Source organism: Sphingobacterium composti, from assembly GCF_009829075.1.
GTDB classification, from domain to species: domain Bacteria; phylum Bacteroidota; class Bacteroidia; order Sphingobacteriales; family Sphingobacteriaceae; genus Sphingobacterium; species Sphingobacterium composti.
Map to the genome: position 1 here is coordinate 54,261 of NZ_WUQZ01000001.1, position 16,300 is coordinate 70,560.

Sequence of the window (16,300 nt, forward strand, 5' to 3'; positions counted from 1 at the left end):
TTGGTTAGTCTAGCCTAGAATTTGTAAGTGATACCAGCGCCTACAACTTGTTTAACTTGTAGCTTCGGGTCTTCACCTGCTTTTACACCATTCTCGAATGTTGGGATTTTGGTGTTGTCGTCATAGATTAATTGTACACCAGCATTTACGGTAATAAATTTATTTACTTTCATAAATAAGTTTGCTGTATAATCGATATCCACATTTTGAGGGTTTTCTAAGTAATTAGAATATAATCTCAAGATATTTTCAAATGCTACATTTTCCATGATGTCTTTTTTGTAGTAAGCATCTAATGAAGCACCGAACTCGAATCTTGATTTTGCGCCAGCATCCAATCCATATAATGTCTCGTCGATATCTGGATTCGTAACGAATACGAAACGAGCAGAAGCTGGTGATAAGTTGATTTTAAAATTATCCGATTCTTTGTAAGCCATACCAGGTCCAAAACTCAAATAAGCTGGAGAGAATCCTGAAGATGTCAATTCGCCATTACCACTTTCATCATATTTATAACCTTTCGCAAACTGTGTGTTGAAGTTTGTGAAGAATGTGTATAACCACTTATCAGTAAGTTGGTAGCCTAACAATGAATTTAAGGCAAATCTATCATCGTTCTTTCTCCAATCTGTTTCTTTTTGGAAAGTTTGACCATATGCAGCCAATACTTTATTGTCCCAGCTCCATTTATCTTTCTTGTAATTGAAATCGTAATTTAAGACTACATTTCCAGCGAATGAGTTCACTCCCCCGGCAGCCCAGTTTGTAAATGAGCTTTGGTTAATAAGGAAAGTGTTTTCGCCTTTGATAGTCCAGTTTTTTGCAGTGTCTATTTGAGCAAATGCTGTGTTTGTAGAATATATCACTAATATTAGGAAAATGATTTTTCTCATTGATTTAAATTTTTGTGCAAAAGTGTGATTTTTTATCCTAATGATCAGCTCAGTGTTTATAATAGTTTTTGTTTTGTAGAAATAAACTTACACATTAATTGAATGCCGGGTATGAAATGACTATCTATTTCTGTTAATTAGAACTATTTGAAATTATGATAATTCTAAAATGTTAAATTCTATAATTAAATGAAAAATAATCAGCTAATTATTTGATAGTTATAAAAATCTTTGTACTTTTGCAGTCCCTTATTGGGAAAAGTATGTCTTGAGCGAAGCCCTACTGCTTCGATGGACTTTAATTAATTTAATTTATAACATGTCAGGAATTATTGGTAAAAAAGTAGGAATGACCAGCCTGTTCAATGCTGAAGGGAAGAACATCCCTTGTACAGTAATCGAGGCTGGGCCGTGCGTGGTAACGCAGATACGTACGGTAGAGAAGGACGGTTATTCAGCTGTTCAACTTGGCTATGATGATGCTAAGGAAAAGAACACAACTGCTCCTCTTAAAGGACACTTCGCAAAAGCGGGAGTGGCTCCTAAGCGTAAACTAGTTGAATTCAAAACTTTCGAGGATGAGAAATCACTAGGTGACATCGTTGATGTAACTTTATTTGCTGAAGGCGAGTACGTAGACGTAGTTGGTACTTCAAAAGGTAAAGGTTTTCAAGGTGTGATGAAGCGTCACGGATTTGGTGGTGTAGGTGGTGCGACTCACGGTCAGCACAACAGACTACGTGCTCCAGGTTCTATCGGTGCAGCTTCATGGCCTTCACGTGTATTCAAAGGAATGCGCATGGCGGGTCGTACAGGTGGTGAGCGTGTAAAAGTTCAAAACTTACAAGTATTGAAAGTTTATGCTGAGCAAAACCTAATCGTAGTTAGTGGCTCTATCCCAGGAGCTAAAGGTTCTTACGTAATCTTAGACAAATAGTAGTGATGGAAGTTAAAGTATTAAATTTATCAGGTAAAGAAACAGGTGCCAAGGTGCAACTTCCTGAAACAGTTTTCGGTGTAACACCTAACGACCATGCGATCTATTTGGATGTGAAACAATACTTAGCGAATCAACGCCAAGGTACTCACAAATCTAAACAACGTAATGAAATCGCGGGTTCAACTCGTAAATTACACAAACAAAAAGGTACTGGTGGTGCTCGTGCGGGTTCTATCAAATCTCCATTGTTTAATGGTGGTGGTCGTGTATTCGGTCCTCAACCTCGTGATTACTCGTTCAAATTGAACAAAAAATTGAAACAAGTAGCACGTAAATCAGCGTTGTCTTACAAAGCGCAAGAAAACAATGTATTAGTATTGGATGCTGTTAATTTTGACACAATCAAAACTAAAAACTATGTTGCTTTAGTAAACGCATTAAATGTAGCTGACGAAAAAACATTATTAGTTTTACCAGACTACAATAACAATGTTTATTTATCAAGCAGAAACTTAAAGAAAGCAAAAGTTGTAGTAGCAGCTGAGTTAAATACTTACGATGTATTGAACGCTACTAAATTATTGTTAACTACAGATTCTGTTAAAACTTTGGAGGAAGCATTAGCTAAGTAATATGGAGATTATTAAAAAACCTATCTTAACTGAGAAAGCTTCATTATTAACGGAAAAATTAAACCGTTATGCTTTCAAAGTAGATCATAGAGCAAACAAAATTCAGATTAAATCTGCTATCGAAGAAATGTTTGGTGTAACTGTAGTTGCAGTAAATACTTCAGTAGTAGCTGGTAAAGCAAAAAGCCGTTACACTAAAGCAGGATTCGTTTCTGGAAGAGCTCCTAAGTATAAAAAAGCCATCATCACAATTCAAGATGGTGAAACTATTGACTTTTACAGTGTTATATAAATAAAAAATGGCAGTTAAAAGATTCAGACCGGTTACCCCTGGTACTCGTTTCAGAGTAGGCGCAGACTATTCTGATGTTACTACAAACGTTCCTGAAAAGTCGTTGGTAGTAGGAGCAAACAAAAGATCAGGTGGTCGTAACAAGACTGGTAAAATGACTATGCGTTATATCGGTGGCGGACACAAGAAAGTTTACCGTATTATAGATTTCAAACGCGATAAAAAAGAAATCCCAGCAACAGTAGCTACTATCGAGTACGATCCAAACCGTACAGCACGTATTGCATTATTGCACTACGCGGATGGTGAAAAACGTTACATCATCGCTCCTACAGGATTACAAGTTGGTATGACTGTGATTGCAGGTGAAAAAGTTGCTCCAGAAGTTGGTAATACATTACCATTAGCAAACATTCCATTGGGTTCTATCATCCACAACATCGAATTGAATCCTGGTCAAGGTGGTTCAATCGCTCGTTCGGCTGGTACTTACGCTCAATTGTCTGCTCGTGACGGTAAATATGCTATTATCAAATTGCCATCAGGCGAAGTTCGCATGATCTTATTGACATGTGTTGCGACTATCGGTTCAGTATCAAATGCTGAGAAAGCTAACCAAGTGTTAGGTAAAGCTGGTCGTAAACGTCACTTAGGTCGTCGTCCTCGCGTTCGTGGTGTTGCGATGAACCCAGTTGATCACCCTATGGGTGGTGGTGAAGGCCGTACTTCGGGAGGTCACCCACGTTCTCGTACAGGTGTGTTAGCTAAAGGTTTCAAAACACGCTACAAAAAGAAAACATCGAATCGTTACATCATTGAAAGAAGGAAAAAATAATGGCTCGTTCAATTAAAAAAGGTCCTTACATCGATCACAACTTAGAAAGAAAAGTTCTTTCTCAGAATGAAACAAACAAAAAATCAGTTATCAAAACTTGGTCTCGTAGATCAATGATTTCACCTGATTTTGTTGGCCATACCTTCGCAGTGCACAACGGGAATAAATTTATTCCGGTTTATGTAACAGAAAATATGGTTGGTCACAAGCTTGGTGAATTTGCGCCTACGCGTACATTCAAAGGCCACGCAGAAAAGAAAAAATAATAGGTAATGGAAGCAACAAAAAAAGTTAAGAAGTCTGTACTTATCAGACAACGCAAAGAGCAGGCAAAAGCTCAAACAGGAGGAGCTTCTACTGCCAAATTATTGAATTGCCCTACTTCACCACGTAAAATGCGTTTAGTAGTGGATCTGATCCGTGGCGAGAAAGTAGAGAACGCTCTTTACATTCTAAAACATTCAAGCAAAGAGGCAGCAGCTCGCGTAGAGAAATTGTTATTGTCTGCAATCAAAAACTGGGAAACTAGCAACGAAGGTGCATCTGTGGCAGACAGCGCATTATTCGTAAAAGAAGTATCAGTAGGTGGTGGTCGTCAATTGAAAAGATTACGTCCAGCTCCACAAGGTCGTGGATACAGAGTACGTAAACGCTCAAACCACGTGACTTTGGTAGTAGATAGTTTAAATAACGTTAACAACTAATTTATTATAGAATGGGACAAAAAGCAAATCCAATAGGTAGCAGATTAGGAATCATCAAAGGATGGGATTCTAACTGGTTCGGCGGAAAGAACTATTCCGATAAATTAGTTGAAGACCATAAAATCAGAAAATATCTTTCTGTACGTATCGCAAAAGGTGGCGTAGCTAAAGTTGTTATTGAAAGAACTTTAAAACGCATCACTGTAACTATTCACACGGCTCGTCCAGGAATCGTTATCGGTAAAGGTGGTCAAGAGGTTGACAAGATCAAAGAAGAGTTAAAGAAATTGACTAAAAAGGATGTTCAAATCAACATCTTCGAGATCAAACGTCCAGAATTAGATGCTAAATTAGTAGCTGAAGGTGTAGCTAAGCAATTAGAAGCTCGTATTTCATTCCGTCGTGCAATGAAAACTTCTATCGCTTCTACAATGCGTATGGGCGCGGAAGGTATCAAAATCATGTGTTCAGGTCGTCTTGGTGGTGCTGAGATGGCTCGTACTGAGCAATACAAAGAAGGAAGAACTCCTCTACACACATTGCGTGCTGATATCGACTACGCTTTAGCAGAAGCTTTAACTACTTACGGTAAAATTGGTATCAAAGTATGGATCTGTAAAGGTGAAGTATACGGTAAACGTGACTTATCTCCTAACATTGGTCAAACTTCTAACACGAAAACTCGTGGCGGTAACGAAGGCGGTGATCGTCGTGACAACCGTGGAGGTAATAACCGTGGTGGCCGTCGTGATAACAATAACCGTGGTGGAAACCGTGGCGGACAAAACCGTGGTGCTAAAAAAGATTAATTAATAACAAGATTTAAAATTGTCCCGACGAGGGTCGGGATTAAAAAAATACGAACATGTTACAGCCAAAAAGAACGAAGTTCAGAAAGATGCAAAAAGGCCGTATGAAAGGTAATGCTTCTCGTGGAGCAGAATTAGCTTTCGGTTCTTTCGGTATCAAATCAATGGAAGAAGCATGGATCACTAGCCGTCAAATCGAGGCAGCTCGTATCGCGGTAACACGTTTTATGAAACGTGAAGGTCAAGTATGGATCCGTATCTTCCCTGACAAACCGGTTACTAAAAAGCCTGCAGAGGTACGTATGGGTAAAGGTAAAGGTGCTCCTGAATATTGGGTAGCAGTAGTAAGACCAGGCCGTATGTTATTCGAAGCAGAAGGTGTATCTTTAGAAATTGCTAAAGAAGCTTTACGCCTTGCAGCTCAAAAATTACCGGTACAAACTAAGTTTGTAATACGTAGAGACTACGTTGAAGCATAAAAATCGTTGGTAATGTCAATAGTTTAGCCTCTCGACCGTTACTCGAGAGGCATCATAAAAACAGAATTGATAACCCAGCATTAACACTGAACACAATGAAAAATTCAGAAATCGTAGAATTAACAACAGACGCTTTAGCAGCTAAATTAGTTGAAGAAAAAGCGGCGTTAAACAAATTAAAATTTGCACATGCTGTTTCTGCTTTAGAAAACCCTAACGTTTTAAAAGCAGCTCGCAAAAATATCGCTCGTATCTCTACTGAGATTTCTAAGCGTAAAAATGCAGCAAAATCTGAAACAGCCGCTGAGGCATAAAAATTAAAGTCGAAATGGAAAGAAATTTAAGAAAAACAAGAATCGGCTTAGTAGTGAGCAACAAGATGGACAAATCTATCGTAGTAGCTGTTGAACGTAAAGTAAAACACCCTATCTATGGTAAATTCGTTAAGAAAACTACTAAATTCAAAGCTCATGACGAAACTAATACCTGCGGTATCGGCGATACGGTATTAATCATGGAAACTCGTCCGCTGAGTAAAACAAAGAACTGGAGATTAGTTGAAATAATAGAAAGAGCTAAATAACATGGTACAACAAGAATCAAGACTAAATGTAGCTGACAACAGCGGTGCTAAAGAAGTTTTAGTAATCCGTGTGTTGGGCGGTACGCGCAAGCGTTATGCATCAATCGGTGATAAGATTGTTGTATCTGTAAAGAGCGCTATGCCTTCAGGAAACGTTAAAAAAGGATCAGTTTCTAAAGCAGTAGTAGTACGTACGAAAAAAGAAATCCGTCGTAAAGATGGTTCTTATATTCGTTTCGATGACAACGCTGCAGTATTATTAAATAATAATGATGAACCTCGTGGAACACGTATTTTCGGCCCAGTAGCTCGTGAATTACGTGAGAAACAGTTCATGAAGATTGTATCACTAGCACCGGAGGTTTTATAATTATGGCACAAAAAACAAAAACAACTCACAAAATCAAAATTAAAAAAGGTGATTTAGTGAAAGTTATCGCTGGTAACTCTAAAGGTGTTCAAGGAAAAGTATTGCAAGTTTTAGTGGATGCAAATAGAGCTATCGTTGAAGGCGCTAACAAAGTAAAAAAACACACTAAACCTAGCGCAGCTAATCCTCAAGGTGGTATTATCGAGAAAGAAGCTGCAATCAACATCTCAAACTTAGCTTTGATCGATCCTAAAACAGGAGCTCCTACTCGCGTAGGTCGCAAAGTTAATGCAGATGGCAAAATTGTTCGTTACGCTAAAAAATCAGGGGAGGAAATTAAATAATGACTTACGTACCAAGATTAAAAGCGAAATATGCGGAAGAAATCCGTACAGCGCTTAAAGAAAAATTCCAGTATAAAAGCGTTATGCAAGTTCCGAAACTTGAGAAAATAGTTGTATCACAAGGTATCGGTGCTGCTACAGCAGATAAAAAATTAATCGATAACGCTATCGCTGAATTAACATTGATCACTGGTCAGCAAGCAGTTGCTACTAAATCAAAAAAGGATATCTCTAACTTCAAACTTCGTAAAGGAATGCCAGTTGGTGCTCGTGTAACATTACGCGACAACAATATGTACGAATTCTTAGACCGTTTGATCGCAGTATCTTTGCCTCGTATCCGTGATTTCCGTGGTATCAATGACAAAGGTTTTGACGGAAGAGGTAACTACAACTTAGGTATCACAGAGCAAATCATCTTTCCAGAGATCAATATTGACAAAATCAATAAGATCGCTGGTATGGATATCACTTTCGTGACTTCTGCTGGAAACGATATCGAAGCTTTGGAGTTATTAAAGCAATTCGGTTTACCATTCAAAAATCAAAATTCGAACAACAATGGCTAAAGAAGGATTAAAAGCACGCGAAGTTAAACGTCAAAAATTAGTTGCTAAATATGCAGCTAAACGTGCAGCTCTTAAAGAAGCTGGAGACTACGCAGGATTAGATAAATTACCTAAAAATGCTTCTCCTGTTCGTTTGCACAATCGTTGTAAATTAACAGGTCGTCCTAAAGGATATATGCGTCAATTTGGTATCTCTCGTGTTACTTTCCGTGAGATGGCACTTGATGGCAAGATCCCAGGGGTTACAAAAGCTTCTTGGTAATCAAGAAAAAATAACTATTTTTGCCCGGATAAGTCTGAAATAAGACTTATCAGGGCTTTTGCATTGCAATTTTTTTATTAACAGACAGTAGGTCTTGTGTTCAAATGAGCATTGGAAACCATTGTCACAATATTTTTACATAATGAATACAGATCCAATAGCGGATTACCTTACACGAGTAAGGAATGCCATTAAGGCCAACCACAGGGTTGTTGAAATTCCTGCATCGAACCTGAAAAAAGAAATCACAAAAGTTCTTTTTGACAAAGGTTACATTGCTAATTACAAATTCGTAGAAGAAGGACCTCAAGGTTCTATCAAAATTGCGTTGAAGTATAACCCAATTAGCAAAGTACCGGCTATTCGCACTTTGACACGTGTGAGTAAACCTGGTTTAAGAAAGTATGCAAGTGTTGACAACATGCCTCGCGTTTTGAATGGTTTGGGTATCGCTATCTTGTCTACATCTAAAGGTGTTATGACAGATAAAGAAGCTCGCTTACAAAATGTGGGTGGTGAGGTTTTATGTTACGTTTATTAATCTAGGAAAAAAAACACGAAGAAATGTCAAGAATTGGAAAAGCACCTATCGCTATTCCTGCGGGAGTAACGGTGACTGTATCAGATAAGAATCTGGTAACAGTAAAAGGTCCTAAAGGTGAACTATCACAACAAGTAGACAGCGACATTACGGTTAAGGAAGAAGATGGTAACATCGTTGTAACTCGCCCTACTGAACAAAAGAAACACAAAGCATTACACGGTTTATACCGCTCACTATTGAATAATATGGTGATTGGTGTTACTGAAGGTTACAAAACTACGCAAGAGTTAGTTGGTGTAGGTTACCGTGCTGCAAACACTGGTAATACATTAGAGTTAACTTTAGGTTTCTCTCACCAGATCGTTTTTGTATTGCCAAAGGAAATTACAGTTACAACTACTGCTGAAAAGGGTAAAAACCCTACTATTACTTTAGAGTCTGTAGACAAGCAATTGATCGGACAAGTAGCAGCGAAAATTCGCAGCTTCCGCGCTCCAGAGCCTTATAAAGGTAAAGGTATCAAGTTTGCGGGTGAAGTATTAAGAAGAAAAGCAGGTAAATCAGCTAAAAAATAATAACCATGGCAGGAAGTAAAACATCTCGCAGAGAGCGAATCAAACAAGGAATTAGAAAAAACCTTGCTGGCACAACTGAGCGTCCTCGTTTATCAGTTTTTAGATCTAATAAAGGAATCTACGCGCAAGTTATCGACGATACTACAGGTAAAACTTTAGCTGCAGCTTCAAGCTTATCTAAAGATTTCGTAGCATCAGGTAATAAAGTAGAGCAATCTAAAGCTGTAGGTAAATTGGTAGCTGAGAAAGCTGTTGCAGCAGGTATTAGTAAAGTAGTTTTTGACCGTAATGGGTACTTATACCATGGCCGTGTGAAATCATTGGCAGAGGGTGCTCGCGAAGGCGGTTTAGACTTTTAATCAAGAAAGATAATGGCATTAAGCAATATTAAAAGAGTAAAATCAAGCGAAATTGAATTAAAAGATCGCTTAGTAAGCATCCAACGCGTAGCGAAAGTAACTAAAGGTGGTCGTACTTTTAGCTTCTCAGCTATTGTAGTTGTTGGTGATGAAAACGGTATCGTTGGTTACGGTTTAGGTAAAGCTAAAGAGGTTACTGAAGCTATCACGAAAGGTATCGATGACGCTAAGAAAAATTTGGTAAAAGTTCCTATAATTAATGGAACTGTACCTCACGAGCAATATGGTAAATTCTCAGGTGGTTCAGTATTGATCAAACCAGCTGTAGATGGTACTGGAGTTTTAGCAGGTGGTGCAATGCGCGCTGTATTGGAATCTGCTGGTATCAAAGACGTATTAGCTAAATCATTAGGATCATCAAACCCACACAACGTAGTGAAAGCAACTATTACTGCATTAGCAAGCATGCGTGATGCATATACAGTAGCTCAACACCGCGGTGTCGATTTAAATAAAGTATTTAACGGTTAATTATCATGGCAAAAATCAAAATTACCCAGATAAAGAGCGTTATCGACAGAAGCGAGCGCCAAAAGAAAACTATTGAGGCATTAGGTTTGAAAAAAATCAATCACTCAGTAGAAGTAGAAGCTACTGCAGCTATCATCGGAATGGTACGTAAAGTAAACCATTTAGTAGCTATAGAAGCTATCTAATAAGCAAAACATACAATATGGAAAGAGTTTTGGCTCTTTCCATTAGTTGTTTATTAATAATTATTTGTTAATCGTTGTCGCCTGTATAGTGAAAGCGAAGGGGCAACATAATCTTAGTTTAAAATGAACTTAAGTAATTTAAAACCAGCAGCTGGTTCAACAAAAAGCAGAAAACGTATTGGTCGTGGTCAAGGTTCTGGTCGTGGTGGTACATCTACACGTGGTCACAAAGGTGCTGGCTCACGTTCAGGTCACTCTACCAAAATCGGTTTCGAAGGTGGTCAAATGCCTTTGCAACGTCGCGTTCCTAAATTCGGTTTCAAAAACGCTAACCGTGTAGAATACAACGGCGTAAACTTAGACGTACTACAAGCTTTAGTTGAAAAACATAACTTAACTGTTATTGATTTTGATACGTTGAAAGCTCATGGTTTGGCTTCTAAAAATGACTTAGTAAAGGTATTGGGTCGTGGTGAGTTGAAAGCTAAAGTTGAAGTTAAAGCGCATGCATTCTCAGCGTCTGCTCAAAAAGCAATCGAAGCTGCAGGTGGTTCTATCGTAAAACTTTAATACATGAAAAAACTAATCACAACCTTAACCAATATATGGAAAATAGAAGATTTACGTAACCGTATCTTGAATACGTTGCTATTTCTTCTAATTTATCGTATTGGATGTCACGTGGTATTACCAGGTGTTAATCCAGATGCGTTAGTAAATGCTGGTGAAAAGGAGGGGCTTTTGGGCATGATCAACATGTTCTCCGGAGGTTCTTTTTCTCGCTCAGCAATATTTGCTCTAGGTGTAATGCCTTACATCTCGGCATCTATCGTTGTACAATTATTGGGGATTGCAGTTCCGGCTTTTCAAAAGATGCAAAAGGAGGGTGAGTCTGGTCGTAAAAAAATGACACAGATTACGCGTTACCTGACAGTAGCTATTACATTGGTACAAGCTATAGCTTATGTGAAGACTCAGATTGATGCTTCTGCTAAGACTATCGAAGATCCAATGTTCACTATTCTTGCTGCTATCGTTTTGTCAGCTGGTACTTTGTTTGTGATGTGGTTGGGTGAGAAAATCACCGATAAGGGTATTGGTAATGGTATCTCATTGATCATCATGGCTGGTATCATAGCACAATTGCCAGGTGGTATCGTGGCTGAATGGGGATCTCGTATGAGCCCAAGTGGTGGCGGTATTATTCCATTTATTGTAGAGTTTATTGCTTTATTCTTTGTTGTGATCTTTACTATTTTGATCGTGCAGGGAGTGCGCAAGATACCTGTGCAATATGCGAAGAAAATTGTAGGTAATAAGCAAGTGGGCGGTGTACGTCAGTACATTCCATTGAAAGTGAATGCAGCGGGTGTAATGCCTATCATTTTTGCACAAGCTATCATGTTTTTACCAATGTCGTTGGCACAATTTTTCCCTAGTCTTCAATCAGATTTCTTAACAGCATTGACTGATTTTACTTCAGTAGCGTATAATGTAACTTTTGCGGTGTTGATCATTGCATTTACATTTTTCTATACTGCTATCATGGTGAATCCTCAGCAAATGTCTGAAGATATGAAGAAGAATGGTGGATTCGTACCAGGCATCAAACCAGGATATGACACGAATTTATTTATAGATAATGTAATTTCTCGTATCACTTTCCCTGGAGCAATTTTTATAGCTATAATAGCAATATTGCCAGCAATAGCAAGTGCTGCTGGAGTTAATAACAACTTTGCACACTTCTATGGGGGTACATCGTTGTTGATTCTAGTAGGTGTAGTGTTAGATACACTTCAACAAATCGAATCTCATTTATTGATGCGTCATTATGATGGATTGATGAAGACAGGTCGTGTAAAAGGTCGTTCGGCTGTTGGAGTAGAGGGGTATGATCAATCAGCTATTTAATTCTTTAGATGTCTAAAGTAATTTATAAAACAGAAGAACAAATCGAGCAAATTCGAGAGTCAGCAAATGTACTCTCGAATTTACTTGCTGAAATTGCCAAGGTAATCAAACCTGGTATTACAACAATATCATTGGACAAGTTAGCATTTGACTATATCCATGATCATGGTGGTACACCAGCTTTTTTGAATTATCACGGTTTCCCTTACTCATTATGTATCTCTGTTAATGATCAAATCGTTCATGGTTTCCCTAGTGATTATGTCATCAAAGATGGTGATATAGTTTCTGTTGATGGGGGGGTAAATCTGAATGGATTTATTTCAGATTCAGCATATACATTTGGTGTAGGAGAATTATCAGAGGAAGCTCAATTACTATTAGACGTAACTAAAGCTTCTTTACAAAAAGGAGTAGAACAAGCTGTAGCAGGAAAACGTGTGGGTGATATTTCGTCAGCTATTCAAGAATATGTTCAACCTTATAATTACGGTATCGTACGAGAGCTTGTAGGTCATGGCGTAGGTCTTAATCTACATGAAAAACCTGAAGTTCCGAATTATGGTAAACGTGGTGCGGGACCAAAATTAGAATCTGGCTTAGTAATCTGTATTGAACCAATGATCAATGCGGGTAAAGCAGGAGTAAAGTTTTGGGACGATGGATGGACAGTAAGCACCGTGGATGGTAAGTTGTCTGCGCACTTTGAGCAGATGGTTGCAATCCGCAAAGGTACACCAGATGTGTTGTTGAATTTTGATGAGATTGAAAAAGTTTTAAATAAAAAGTAGTTGGCATTCAATATTTTTTATTTATCTTTGCACTCCTGTTAAGTGCAGGTTGTTAGAACGTAAATAAGAATTGATATATGGCTAAACAAGCCTCAATAGAACAAGACGGAGTTATCAGAGAAGCATTATCTAATGCTATGTTTCGTGTAGAATTGGAAAATGGGCATGAAATCATTGCTCATATTTCGGGTAAGATGCGTATGCACTACATCAAAATTCTTCCAGGAGACAAAGTGAAATTGGAGATGTCGCCTTATGATTTAACAAAAGGTAGAATAACATATCGTTATAAATAAGATAGCGCTCTGCGAAGAGCTTTAACAATTTTATTACAATGAAAGTAAGAGCATCAGTAAAAAAACGTAGCGCGGATTGTAAAATCATCCGTCGTAAAGGAAAGATTTTTGTGATCAACAAAAAGAACCCTAAATTCAAACAACGTCAGGGATAATTAATTAACAAAATCGCTTAAAAAATTATATGGCAAGGATAGCAGGTATAGATTTACCTAAAAACAAAAGAGGTGTTATTGGCCTTACCTACATTTTCGGTATTGGTAGTGCCACTGCTGCTTATATCTTGGATAAAGCAGGAATTAGTCAAGACGTTAAAGTATCAGAGTGGAACGATGATCAATTAGCAGCAATTCGTACTATCATCAATGATGAGATCAAAGTAGAAGGTGCATTGCGTTCAGAAGTTCAGTTAAACATCAAACGTTTGATGGATATTGGTTGTTACCGTGGATTACGTCACCGTAAACACTTACCAGTTCGTGGTCAACGTACTAAAAACAACTCTCGTACTCGTAAAGGTAAACGTAAGACAGTTGCAAACAAGAAAAAAGCTACTAAATAATAAGTAAGAAATGGCTAAAAGTAAAAAAGTTACTAAAAAACGTATCGTTGTTATCGAGCCTGTAGGTCAAGCTCATATCAATGCTACTTTTAACAACATTATTATTACTTTGACTAACAATTCAGGTCAAACTATTTCATGGTCATCAGCTGGTAAAATGGGCTTTAGAGGTTCTAAAAAGAATACTCCATACGCTGCAGGTCAAGCTGCTTCAGACTGTGGTAAAGTTGCTTATGACTTAGGATTACGTAAAGTTGAAGTTTTCGTTAAAGGACCAGGTGCAGGTCGTGAATCAGCGATCCGTACATTACAAACTGTAGGTATTGATGTAACTACTATCAAAGATATTACACCACTTCCTCACAACGGTTGTCGTCCTCCAAAACGTAGAAGAGTTTAATAATATTATTGTTTAAGATAAGATTCGTCAGCTACAGGCTGAATGATACTTCAAACAGAGAAAGAAATGGCAAGATATACAGGACCTAAGTCCAAAATTGCACGTAAATTCAGAGAGCCTATTTTTGGTCCTGATAAAGCATTAGAGAAAAAAAATTATCCTCCTGGACAGCATGGTCCTTCAAAAAGAAGAGGTAAACAATCTGAATACGCAGTTCAGTTGTTAGAAAAACAAAAAGCGAAATATACTTACGGAGTATTAGAGCGTCAATTCGCTAACTTATTCGCTAAAGCATCTGCAAAACAAGGTATCACAGGTGAGATCTTCTTGAAATTATTAGAAGCTCGTTTGGATAATGTTGTTTACCGTTTAGGAATTGCTCCTACACGTTCAGCTGCTCGTCAATTAGTTTCACACAAGCACATTACTGTTAACGGCGATGTTGTTAACATTCCATCATATAGCGTACGCCCAGGCGATGTAATCGCTGTACGTGAGCGTTCTCAAACTTTAGAAGCTATCACTACTTCAGTAGCTGGTAGAACTATCAACAAATTTGGTTGGTTAGAGTGGGATGCTAAAAATCTTACTGGTAAGTTCTTAAGCTACCCAGAAAGAGCAGATATCCCTGAGAATATCAAAGAAAACTTAATCGTAGAGTTGTACTCTAAATAATAATTAATAGAAATATGCATAACCTTTTACGGGTTATGCATATGCTATTAAGATATACATTGTTAAAAATATTAAAATATTATAAATGGCAATTTTAGCATTTCAAAGACCGGATAAAGTGATCATGCAAAAATCTACAGATTTTGATGGTACTTTCGAATTTCGTCCATTAGAGCCAGGTTTTGGTGTAACAATTGGTAATGCTTTGCGCCGTATTTTATTGTCCTCTTTAGAAGGATATGCAATTACGTCGATTAGATTTTCAGGAGTGTCTCACGAATTCTCTACTATTAAAGGTGTAGCAGAAGACGTTACGGAGATCATCTTAAACTTGAAGCAAGTACGTTTTAAGAAATCAGGTGAGCAAGGTGACAGCGAGAAAATCTTTGTAGTTATCAATGGTCAAGATCAATTCAAAGCTGGTGATATCACTAAGTTTTCGAATAACTTTACTGTATTGAACCCAGACTTAGTAATCTGTAACATGGAAAGCTCAGTAACTATTGAGGTTGAATTGTCAGTTTCAAAAGGTCGTGGTTATGTAAATGCGGAAGAGAACAAAGTAACTGATGGTCCTGTAGGTGTAATCGCTATCGATTCTATCTATACTCCGATTAAGAATGTGAAATATACCATTGAAAACTACCGTGTAGAGCAAAAAACTGACTACGAGAAATTGTTGTTAGACATCTCTACTGATGGTTCTATTCACCCAGAGGATGCTTTGAAAGAGGCTGCTCGTATCTTAATCCAACACTTCATGTTGTTCTCTGACGAAAATATGTTGTTAGAGTCACAAACTAAAGAAGAGACTAAAGTTGTTGACGAGGAAATCTTACATATGCGTAAGATCTTGAAAACTGAATTAGTAGATTTAGATCTTTCTGTTCGTGCATTGAACTGTTTGAAAGCTGCTGATATTCGCAGTCTAGCTGAGTTAGTAACTTATGACGTAGCTGACATGTTGAAATTCCGCAACTTCGGTAAAAAATCATTAAGCGAAATTCAAGAATTGGTAAAATCTAAAGGTTTATCATTCGGAATGAACTTGTCTAAATACAAATTAGACGAAGACTAATATTAATTAAATAATTAAGCGACCTGTTGCATAATTCCCCTGAAGGAAAATTTGGAACAAAGATTAAAGAGTAAAGATTTTGTCTTTTATCATTCATCTTTGATCCTTAATTCAAAAAAGGACGGTATGCACAAAAACAAAAACTAAAATGAGACACGGAAAAAAAGTAAATCACTTAGGCCGCACTGACAGTCACCGTAAGGCGATGTTAGCTAACATGGCGACGTCATTGATCAAACACAAACGTATTACTACTACTTTGGCTAAAGCTAAAGCTTTGCGTAAATATGTTGAGCCATTGATTACTAAATCAAAAACTGACACGACTCACTCTCGTCGTACAGTATTCGCTTACTTAAAGGATAAAGATGCAGTTACTATTTTGTTCCGCGAAGTATCTGAAAAAGTTGCTACGCGTCCAGGTGGTTACACACGTATCATCAAATTAGAAAACCGTTTAGGTGACAACGCTGAGATGGCTTTCATCGAGCTTGTAGATTACAACGAAGTGTATGGTAAAACTGCTCAAACTGAGAAAAAATCTACTCGTCGTCGTGGTTCTTCTAAGAAAAAAGCTACTGAAACTGTAGAAGTTTCTGAAGAAGTGAAAGCTGAAGAAACAGCTCCTACAGAAGAAGCACCAGCTACAGAAGAGAAAAAAGACTAATTAGAGTA

The 16,300-nt window shown here is 37.8% G+C and carries 30 protein-coding genes; 29 read left to right on the top strand and 1 reads right to left on the bottom strand.

Annotated features, from left to right (window positions below; all coding sequences use genetic code 11):
- Window positions 1-14: 14 nt before the first annotated feature.
- A complete protein-coding gene (locus tag GOQ17_RS00255) occupies window positions 15-896 on the bottom strand; it encodes a DUF3078 domain-containing protein (RefSeq protein WP_159633076.1) in 882 nt (293 codons plus the stop codon).
- Window positions 897-1,215: 319 nt separating this feature from the next.
- Between GOQ17_RS00255 and rplC the strand changes: the two genes are divergently transcribed.
- From rplC to rplQ, 29 genes are all read left to right on the top strand, one after another.
- On the top strand, window positions 1,216-1,833 hold the full coding sequence (rplC, locus tag GOQ17_RS00260) for a 50S ribosomal protein L3 (RefSeq protein WP_159633079.1): 618 nt from the start codon (window positions 1,216-1,218) through the stop codon (window positions 1,831-1,833).
- Window positions 1,834-1,838: 5 nt separating this feature from the next.
- Window positions 1,839-2,468, top strand: coding sequence for a 50S ribosomal protein L4 (gene rplD, locus GOQ17_RS00265; protein ID WP_159633082.1), 630 nt, complete (start codon window positions 1,839-1,841; stop codon window positions 2,466-2,468).
- Between the two features lies 1 nt (window position 2,469).
- The gene (gene rplW, locus GOQ17_RS00270) at window positions 2,470-2,760 is read left to right on the top strand and encodes a 50S ribosomal protein L23 (protein WP_159633085.1); all 291 of its coding nucleotides are present in this window, start codon (window positions 2,470-2,472) and stop codon (window positions 2,758-2,760) included.
- Window positions 2,761-2,767: 7 nt separating this feature from the next.
- Window positions 2,768-3,595: a 50S ribosomal protein L2 gene (gene rplB, locus GOQ17_RS00275; RefSeq protein WP_132777942.1), complete on the top strand. Its 828-nt coding sequence runs from the start codon at window positions 2,768-2,770 to the stop codon at window positions 3,593-3,595.
- On the top strand, window positions 3,595-3,861 hold the full coding sequence (gene rpsS / locus GOQ17_RS00280; RefSeq protein ID WP_132777943.1) for a 30S ribosomal protein S19: 267 nt from the start codon (window positions 3,595-3,597) through the stop codon (window positions 3,859-3,861). The genes rplB and rpsS overlap by 1 nt, the downstream gene beginning before the upstream one ends.
- A gap of 6 nt (window positions 3,862-3,867) precedes the next feature.
- Window positions 3,868-4,299 carry a 50S ribosomal protein L22 gene (rplV, locus tag GOQ17_RS00285; protein WP_159633088.1) on the top strand — a complete coding sequence of 144 codons (432 nt, stop codon included), beginning with the start codon at window positions 3,868-3,870 and terminating at the stop codon, window positions 4,297-4,299.
- A gap of 11 nt (window positions 4,300-4,310) precedes the next feature.
- Complete coding sequence (rpsC, locus tag GOQ17_RS00290; protein ID WP_159633091.1) at window positions 4,311-5,108, top strand: 30S ribosomal protein S3; 798 nt, start codon at window positions 4,311-4,313, stop codon at window positions 5,106-5,108.
- A gap of 56 nt (window positions 5,109-5,164) precedes the next feature.
- Window positions 5,165-5,587 carry a 50S ribosomal protein L16 gene (gene rplP / locus GOQ17_RS00295; RefSeq protein WP_149912417.1) on the top strand — a complete coding sequence of 141 codons (423 nt, stop codon included), beginning with the start codon at window positions 5,165-5,167 and terminating at the stop codon, window positions 5,585-5,587.
- A 95-nt stretch (window positions 5,588-5,682) separates the two neighbouring features.
- The gene (rpmC, locus tag GOQ17_RS00300) at window positions 5,683-5,901 is read left to right on the top strand and encodes a 50S ribosomal protein L29 (protein WP_159633094.1); all 219 of its coding nucleotides are present in this window, start codon (window positions 5,683-5,685) and stop codon (window positions 5,899-5,901) included.
- Between the two features lie 14 nt (window positions 5,902-5,915).
- Complete coding sequence (gene rpsQ, locus GOQ17_RS00305) at window positions 5,916-6,170, top strand: 30S ribosomal protein S17 (protein WP_028071573.1); 255 nt, start codon at window positions 5,916-5,918, stop codon at window positions 6,168-6,170.
- Between the two features lies 1 nt (window position 6,171).
- Entirely contained in the window at window positions 6,172-6,540 is a 369-nt protein-coding gene (rplN, locus tag GOQ17_RS00310; protein WP_132777948.1) for a 50S ribosomal protein L14, read from the top strand.
- Between the two features lie 2 nt (window positions 6,541-6,542).
- Window positions 6,543-6,884, top strand: coding sequence for a 50S ribosomal protein L24 (rplX, locus tag GOQ17_RS00315; RefSeq protein WP_159633097.1), 342 nt, complete (start codon window positions 6,543-6,545; stop codon window positions 6,882-6,884).
- Window positions 6,884-7,453: a 50S ribosomal protein L5 gene (rplE, locus tag GOQ17_RS00320; protein WP_159633100.1), complete on the top strand. Its 570-nt coding sequence runs from the start codon at window positions 6,884-6,886 to the stop codon at window positions 7,451-7,453. Before rplX ends, rplE begins: the two co-directional genes overlap by 1 nt.
- The gene (gene rpsN / locus GOQ17_RS00325) at window positions 7,446-7,715 is read left to right on the top strand and encodes a 30S ribosomal protein S14 (RefSeq protein WP_079643270.1); all 270 of its coding nucleotides are present in this window, start codon (window positions 7,446-7,448) and stop codon (window positions 7,713-7,715) included. The genes rplE and rpsN overlap by 8 nt, the downstream gene beginning before the upstream one ends.
- 142 nt (window positions 7,716-7,857) lie before the next feature.
- Window positions 7,858-8,256 carry a 30S ribosomal protein S8 gene (gene rpsH, locus GOQ17_RS00330; protein WP_149912422.1) on the top strand — a complete coding sequence of 133 codons (399 nt, stop codon included), beginning with the start codon at window positions 7,858-7,860 and terminating at the stop codon, window positions 8,254-8,256.
- A gap of 23 nt (window positions 8,257-8,279) precedes the next feature.
- Window positions 8,280-8,834 (top strand): 50S ribosomal protein L6, encoded by a 555-nt coding sequence (gene rplF / locus GOQ17_RS00335; protein ID WP_159633103.1) that lies wholly within the window; start codon window positions 8,280-8,282, stop codon window positions 8,832-8,834.
- A gap of 5 nt (window positions 8,835-8,839) precedes the next feature.
- Window positions 8,840-9,193: a 50S ribosomal protein L18 gene (rplR, locus tag GOQ17_RS00340; RefSeq protein WP_159633106.1), complete on the top strand. Its 354-nt coding sequence runs from the start codon at window positions 8,840-8,842 to the stop codon at window positions 9,191-9,193.
- Window positions 9,194-9,205: 12 nt separating this feature from the next.
- The gene (rpsE, locus tag GOQ17_RS00345) at window positions 9,206-9,724 is read left to right on the top strand and encodes a 30S ribosomal protein S5 (protein WP_159633109.1); all 519 of its coding nucleotides are present in this window, start codon (window positions 9,206-9,208) and stop codon (window positions 9,722-9,724) included.
- Window positions 9,725-9,729: 5 nt separating this feature from the next.
- Complete coding sequence (gene rpmD / locus GOQ17_RS00350) at window positions 9,730-9,909, top strand: 50S ribosomal protein L30 (protein WP_159633112.1); 180 nt, start codon at window positions 9,730-9,732, stop codon at window positions 9,907-9,909.
- A gap of 123 nt (window positions 9,910-10,032) precedes the next feature.
- Window positions 10,033-10,479 (top strand): 50S ribosomal protein L15, encoded by a 447-nt coding sequence (gene rplO, locus GOQ17_RS00355; protein WP_159633115.1) that lies wholly within the window; start codon window positions 10,033-10,035, stop codon window positions 10,477-10,479.
- 3 nt (window positions 10,480-10,482) lie between these two features.
- Window positions 10,483-11,823, top strand: coding sequence for a preprotein translocase subunit SecY (gene secY / locus GOQ17_RS00360; RefSeq protein ID WP_159633118.1), 1,341 nt, complete (start codon window positions 10,483-10,485; stop codon window positions 11,821-11,823).
- Window positions 11,824-11,831: 8 nt separating this feature from the next.
- A complete protein-coding gene (gene map, locus GOQ17_RS00365) occupies window positions 11,832-12,614 on the top strand; it encodes a type I methionyl aminopeptidase (protein ID WP_159633121.1) in 783 nt (260 codons plus the stop codon).
- 77 nt (window positions 12,615-12,691) lie between these two features.
- Window positions 12,692-12,910, top strand: a complete 219-nt coding sequence (gene infA, locus GOQ17_RS00370; RefSeq protein ID WP_010599888.1) for a translation initiation factor IF-1 — start codon at window positions 12,692-12,694, stop codon at window positions 12,908-12,910.
- Window positions 12,911-12,948: 38 nt separating this feature from the next.
- Entirely contained in the window at window positions 12,949-13,065 is a 117-nt protein-coding gene (gene ykgO / locus GOQ17_RS00375) for a type B 50S ribosomal protein L36 (RefSeq protein WP_021071232.1), read from the top strand.
- Window positions 13,066-13,094: 29 nt separating this feature from the next.
- Entirely contained in the window at window positions 13,095-13,472 is a 378-nt protein-coding gene (rpsM, locus tag GOQ17_RS00380) for a 30S ribosomal protein S13 (RefSeq protein ID WP_159633124.1), read from the top strand.
- A gap of 10 nt (window positions 13,473-13,482) precedes the next feature.
- Window positions 13,483-13,872, top strand: a complete 390-nt coding sequence (gene rpsK / locus GOQ17_RS00385) for a 30S ribosomal protein S11 (protein WP_159633127.1) — start codon at window positions 13,483-13,485, stop codon at window positions 13,870-13,872.
- 66 nt (window positions 13,873-13,938) lie between these two features.
- Window positions 13,939-14,547 (top strand): 30S ribosomal protein S4, encoded by a 609-nt coding sequence (gene rpsD, locus GOQ17_RS00390; protein ID WP_159633668.1) that lies wholly within the window; start codon window positions 13,939-13,941, stop codon window positions 14,545-14,547.
- A gap of 85 nt (window positions 14,548-14,632) precedes the next feature.
- On the top strand, window positions 14,633-15,625 hold the full coding sequence (locus tag GOQ17_RS00395; RefSeq protein WP_159633130.1) for a DNA-directed RNA polymerase subunit alpha: 993 nt from the start codon (window positions 14,633-14,635) through the stop codon (window positions 15,623-15,625).
- 148 nt (window positions 15,626-15,773) lie between these two features.
- Window positions 15,774-16,292 carry a 50S ribosomal protein L17 gene (gene rplQ, locus GOQ17_RS00400; protein WP_159633133.1) on the top strand — a complete coding sequence of 173 codons (519 nt, stop codon included), beginning with the start codon at window positions 15,774-15,776 and terminating at the stop codon, window positions 16,290-16,292.
- The last annotated feature ends 8 nt before the right edge of the window (window positions 16,293-16,300 follow it).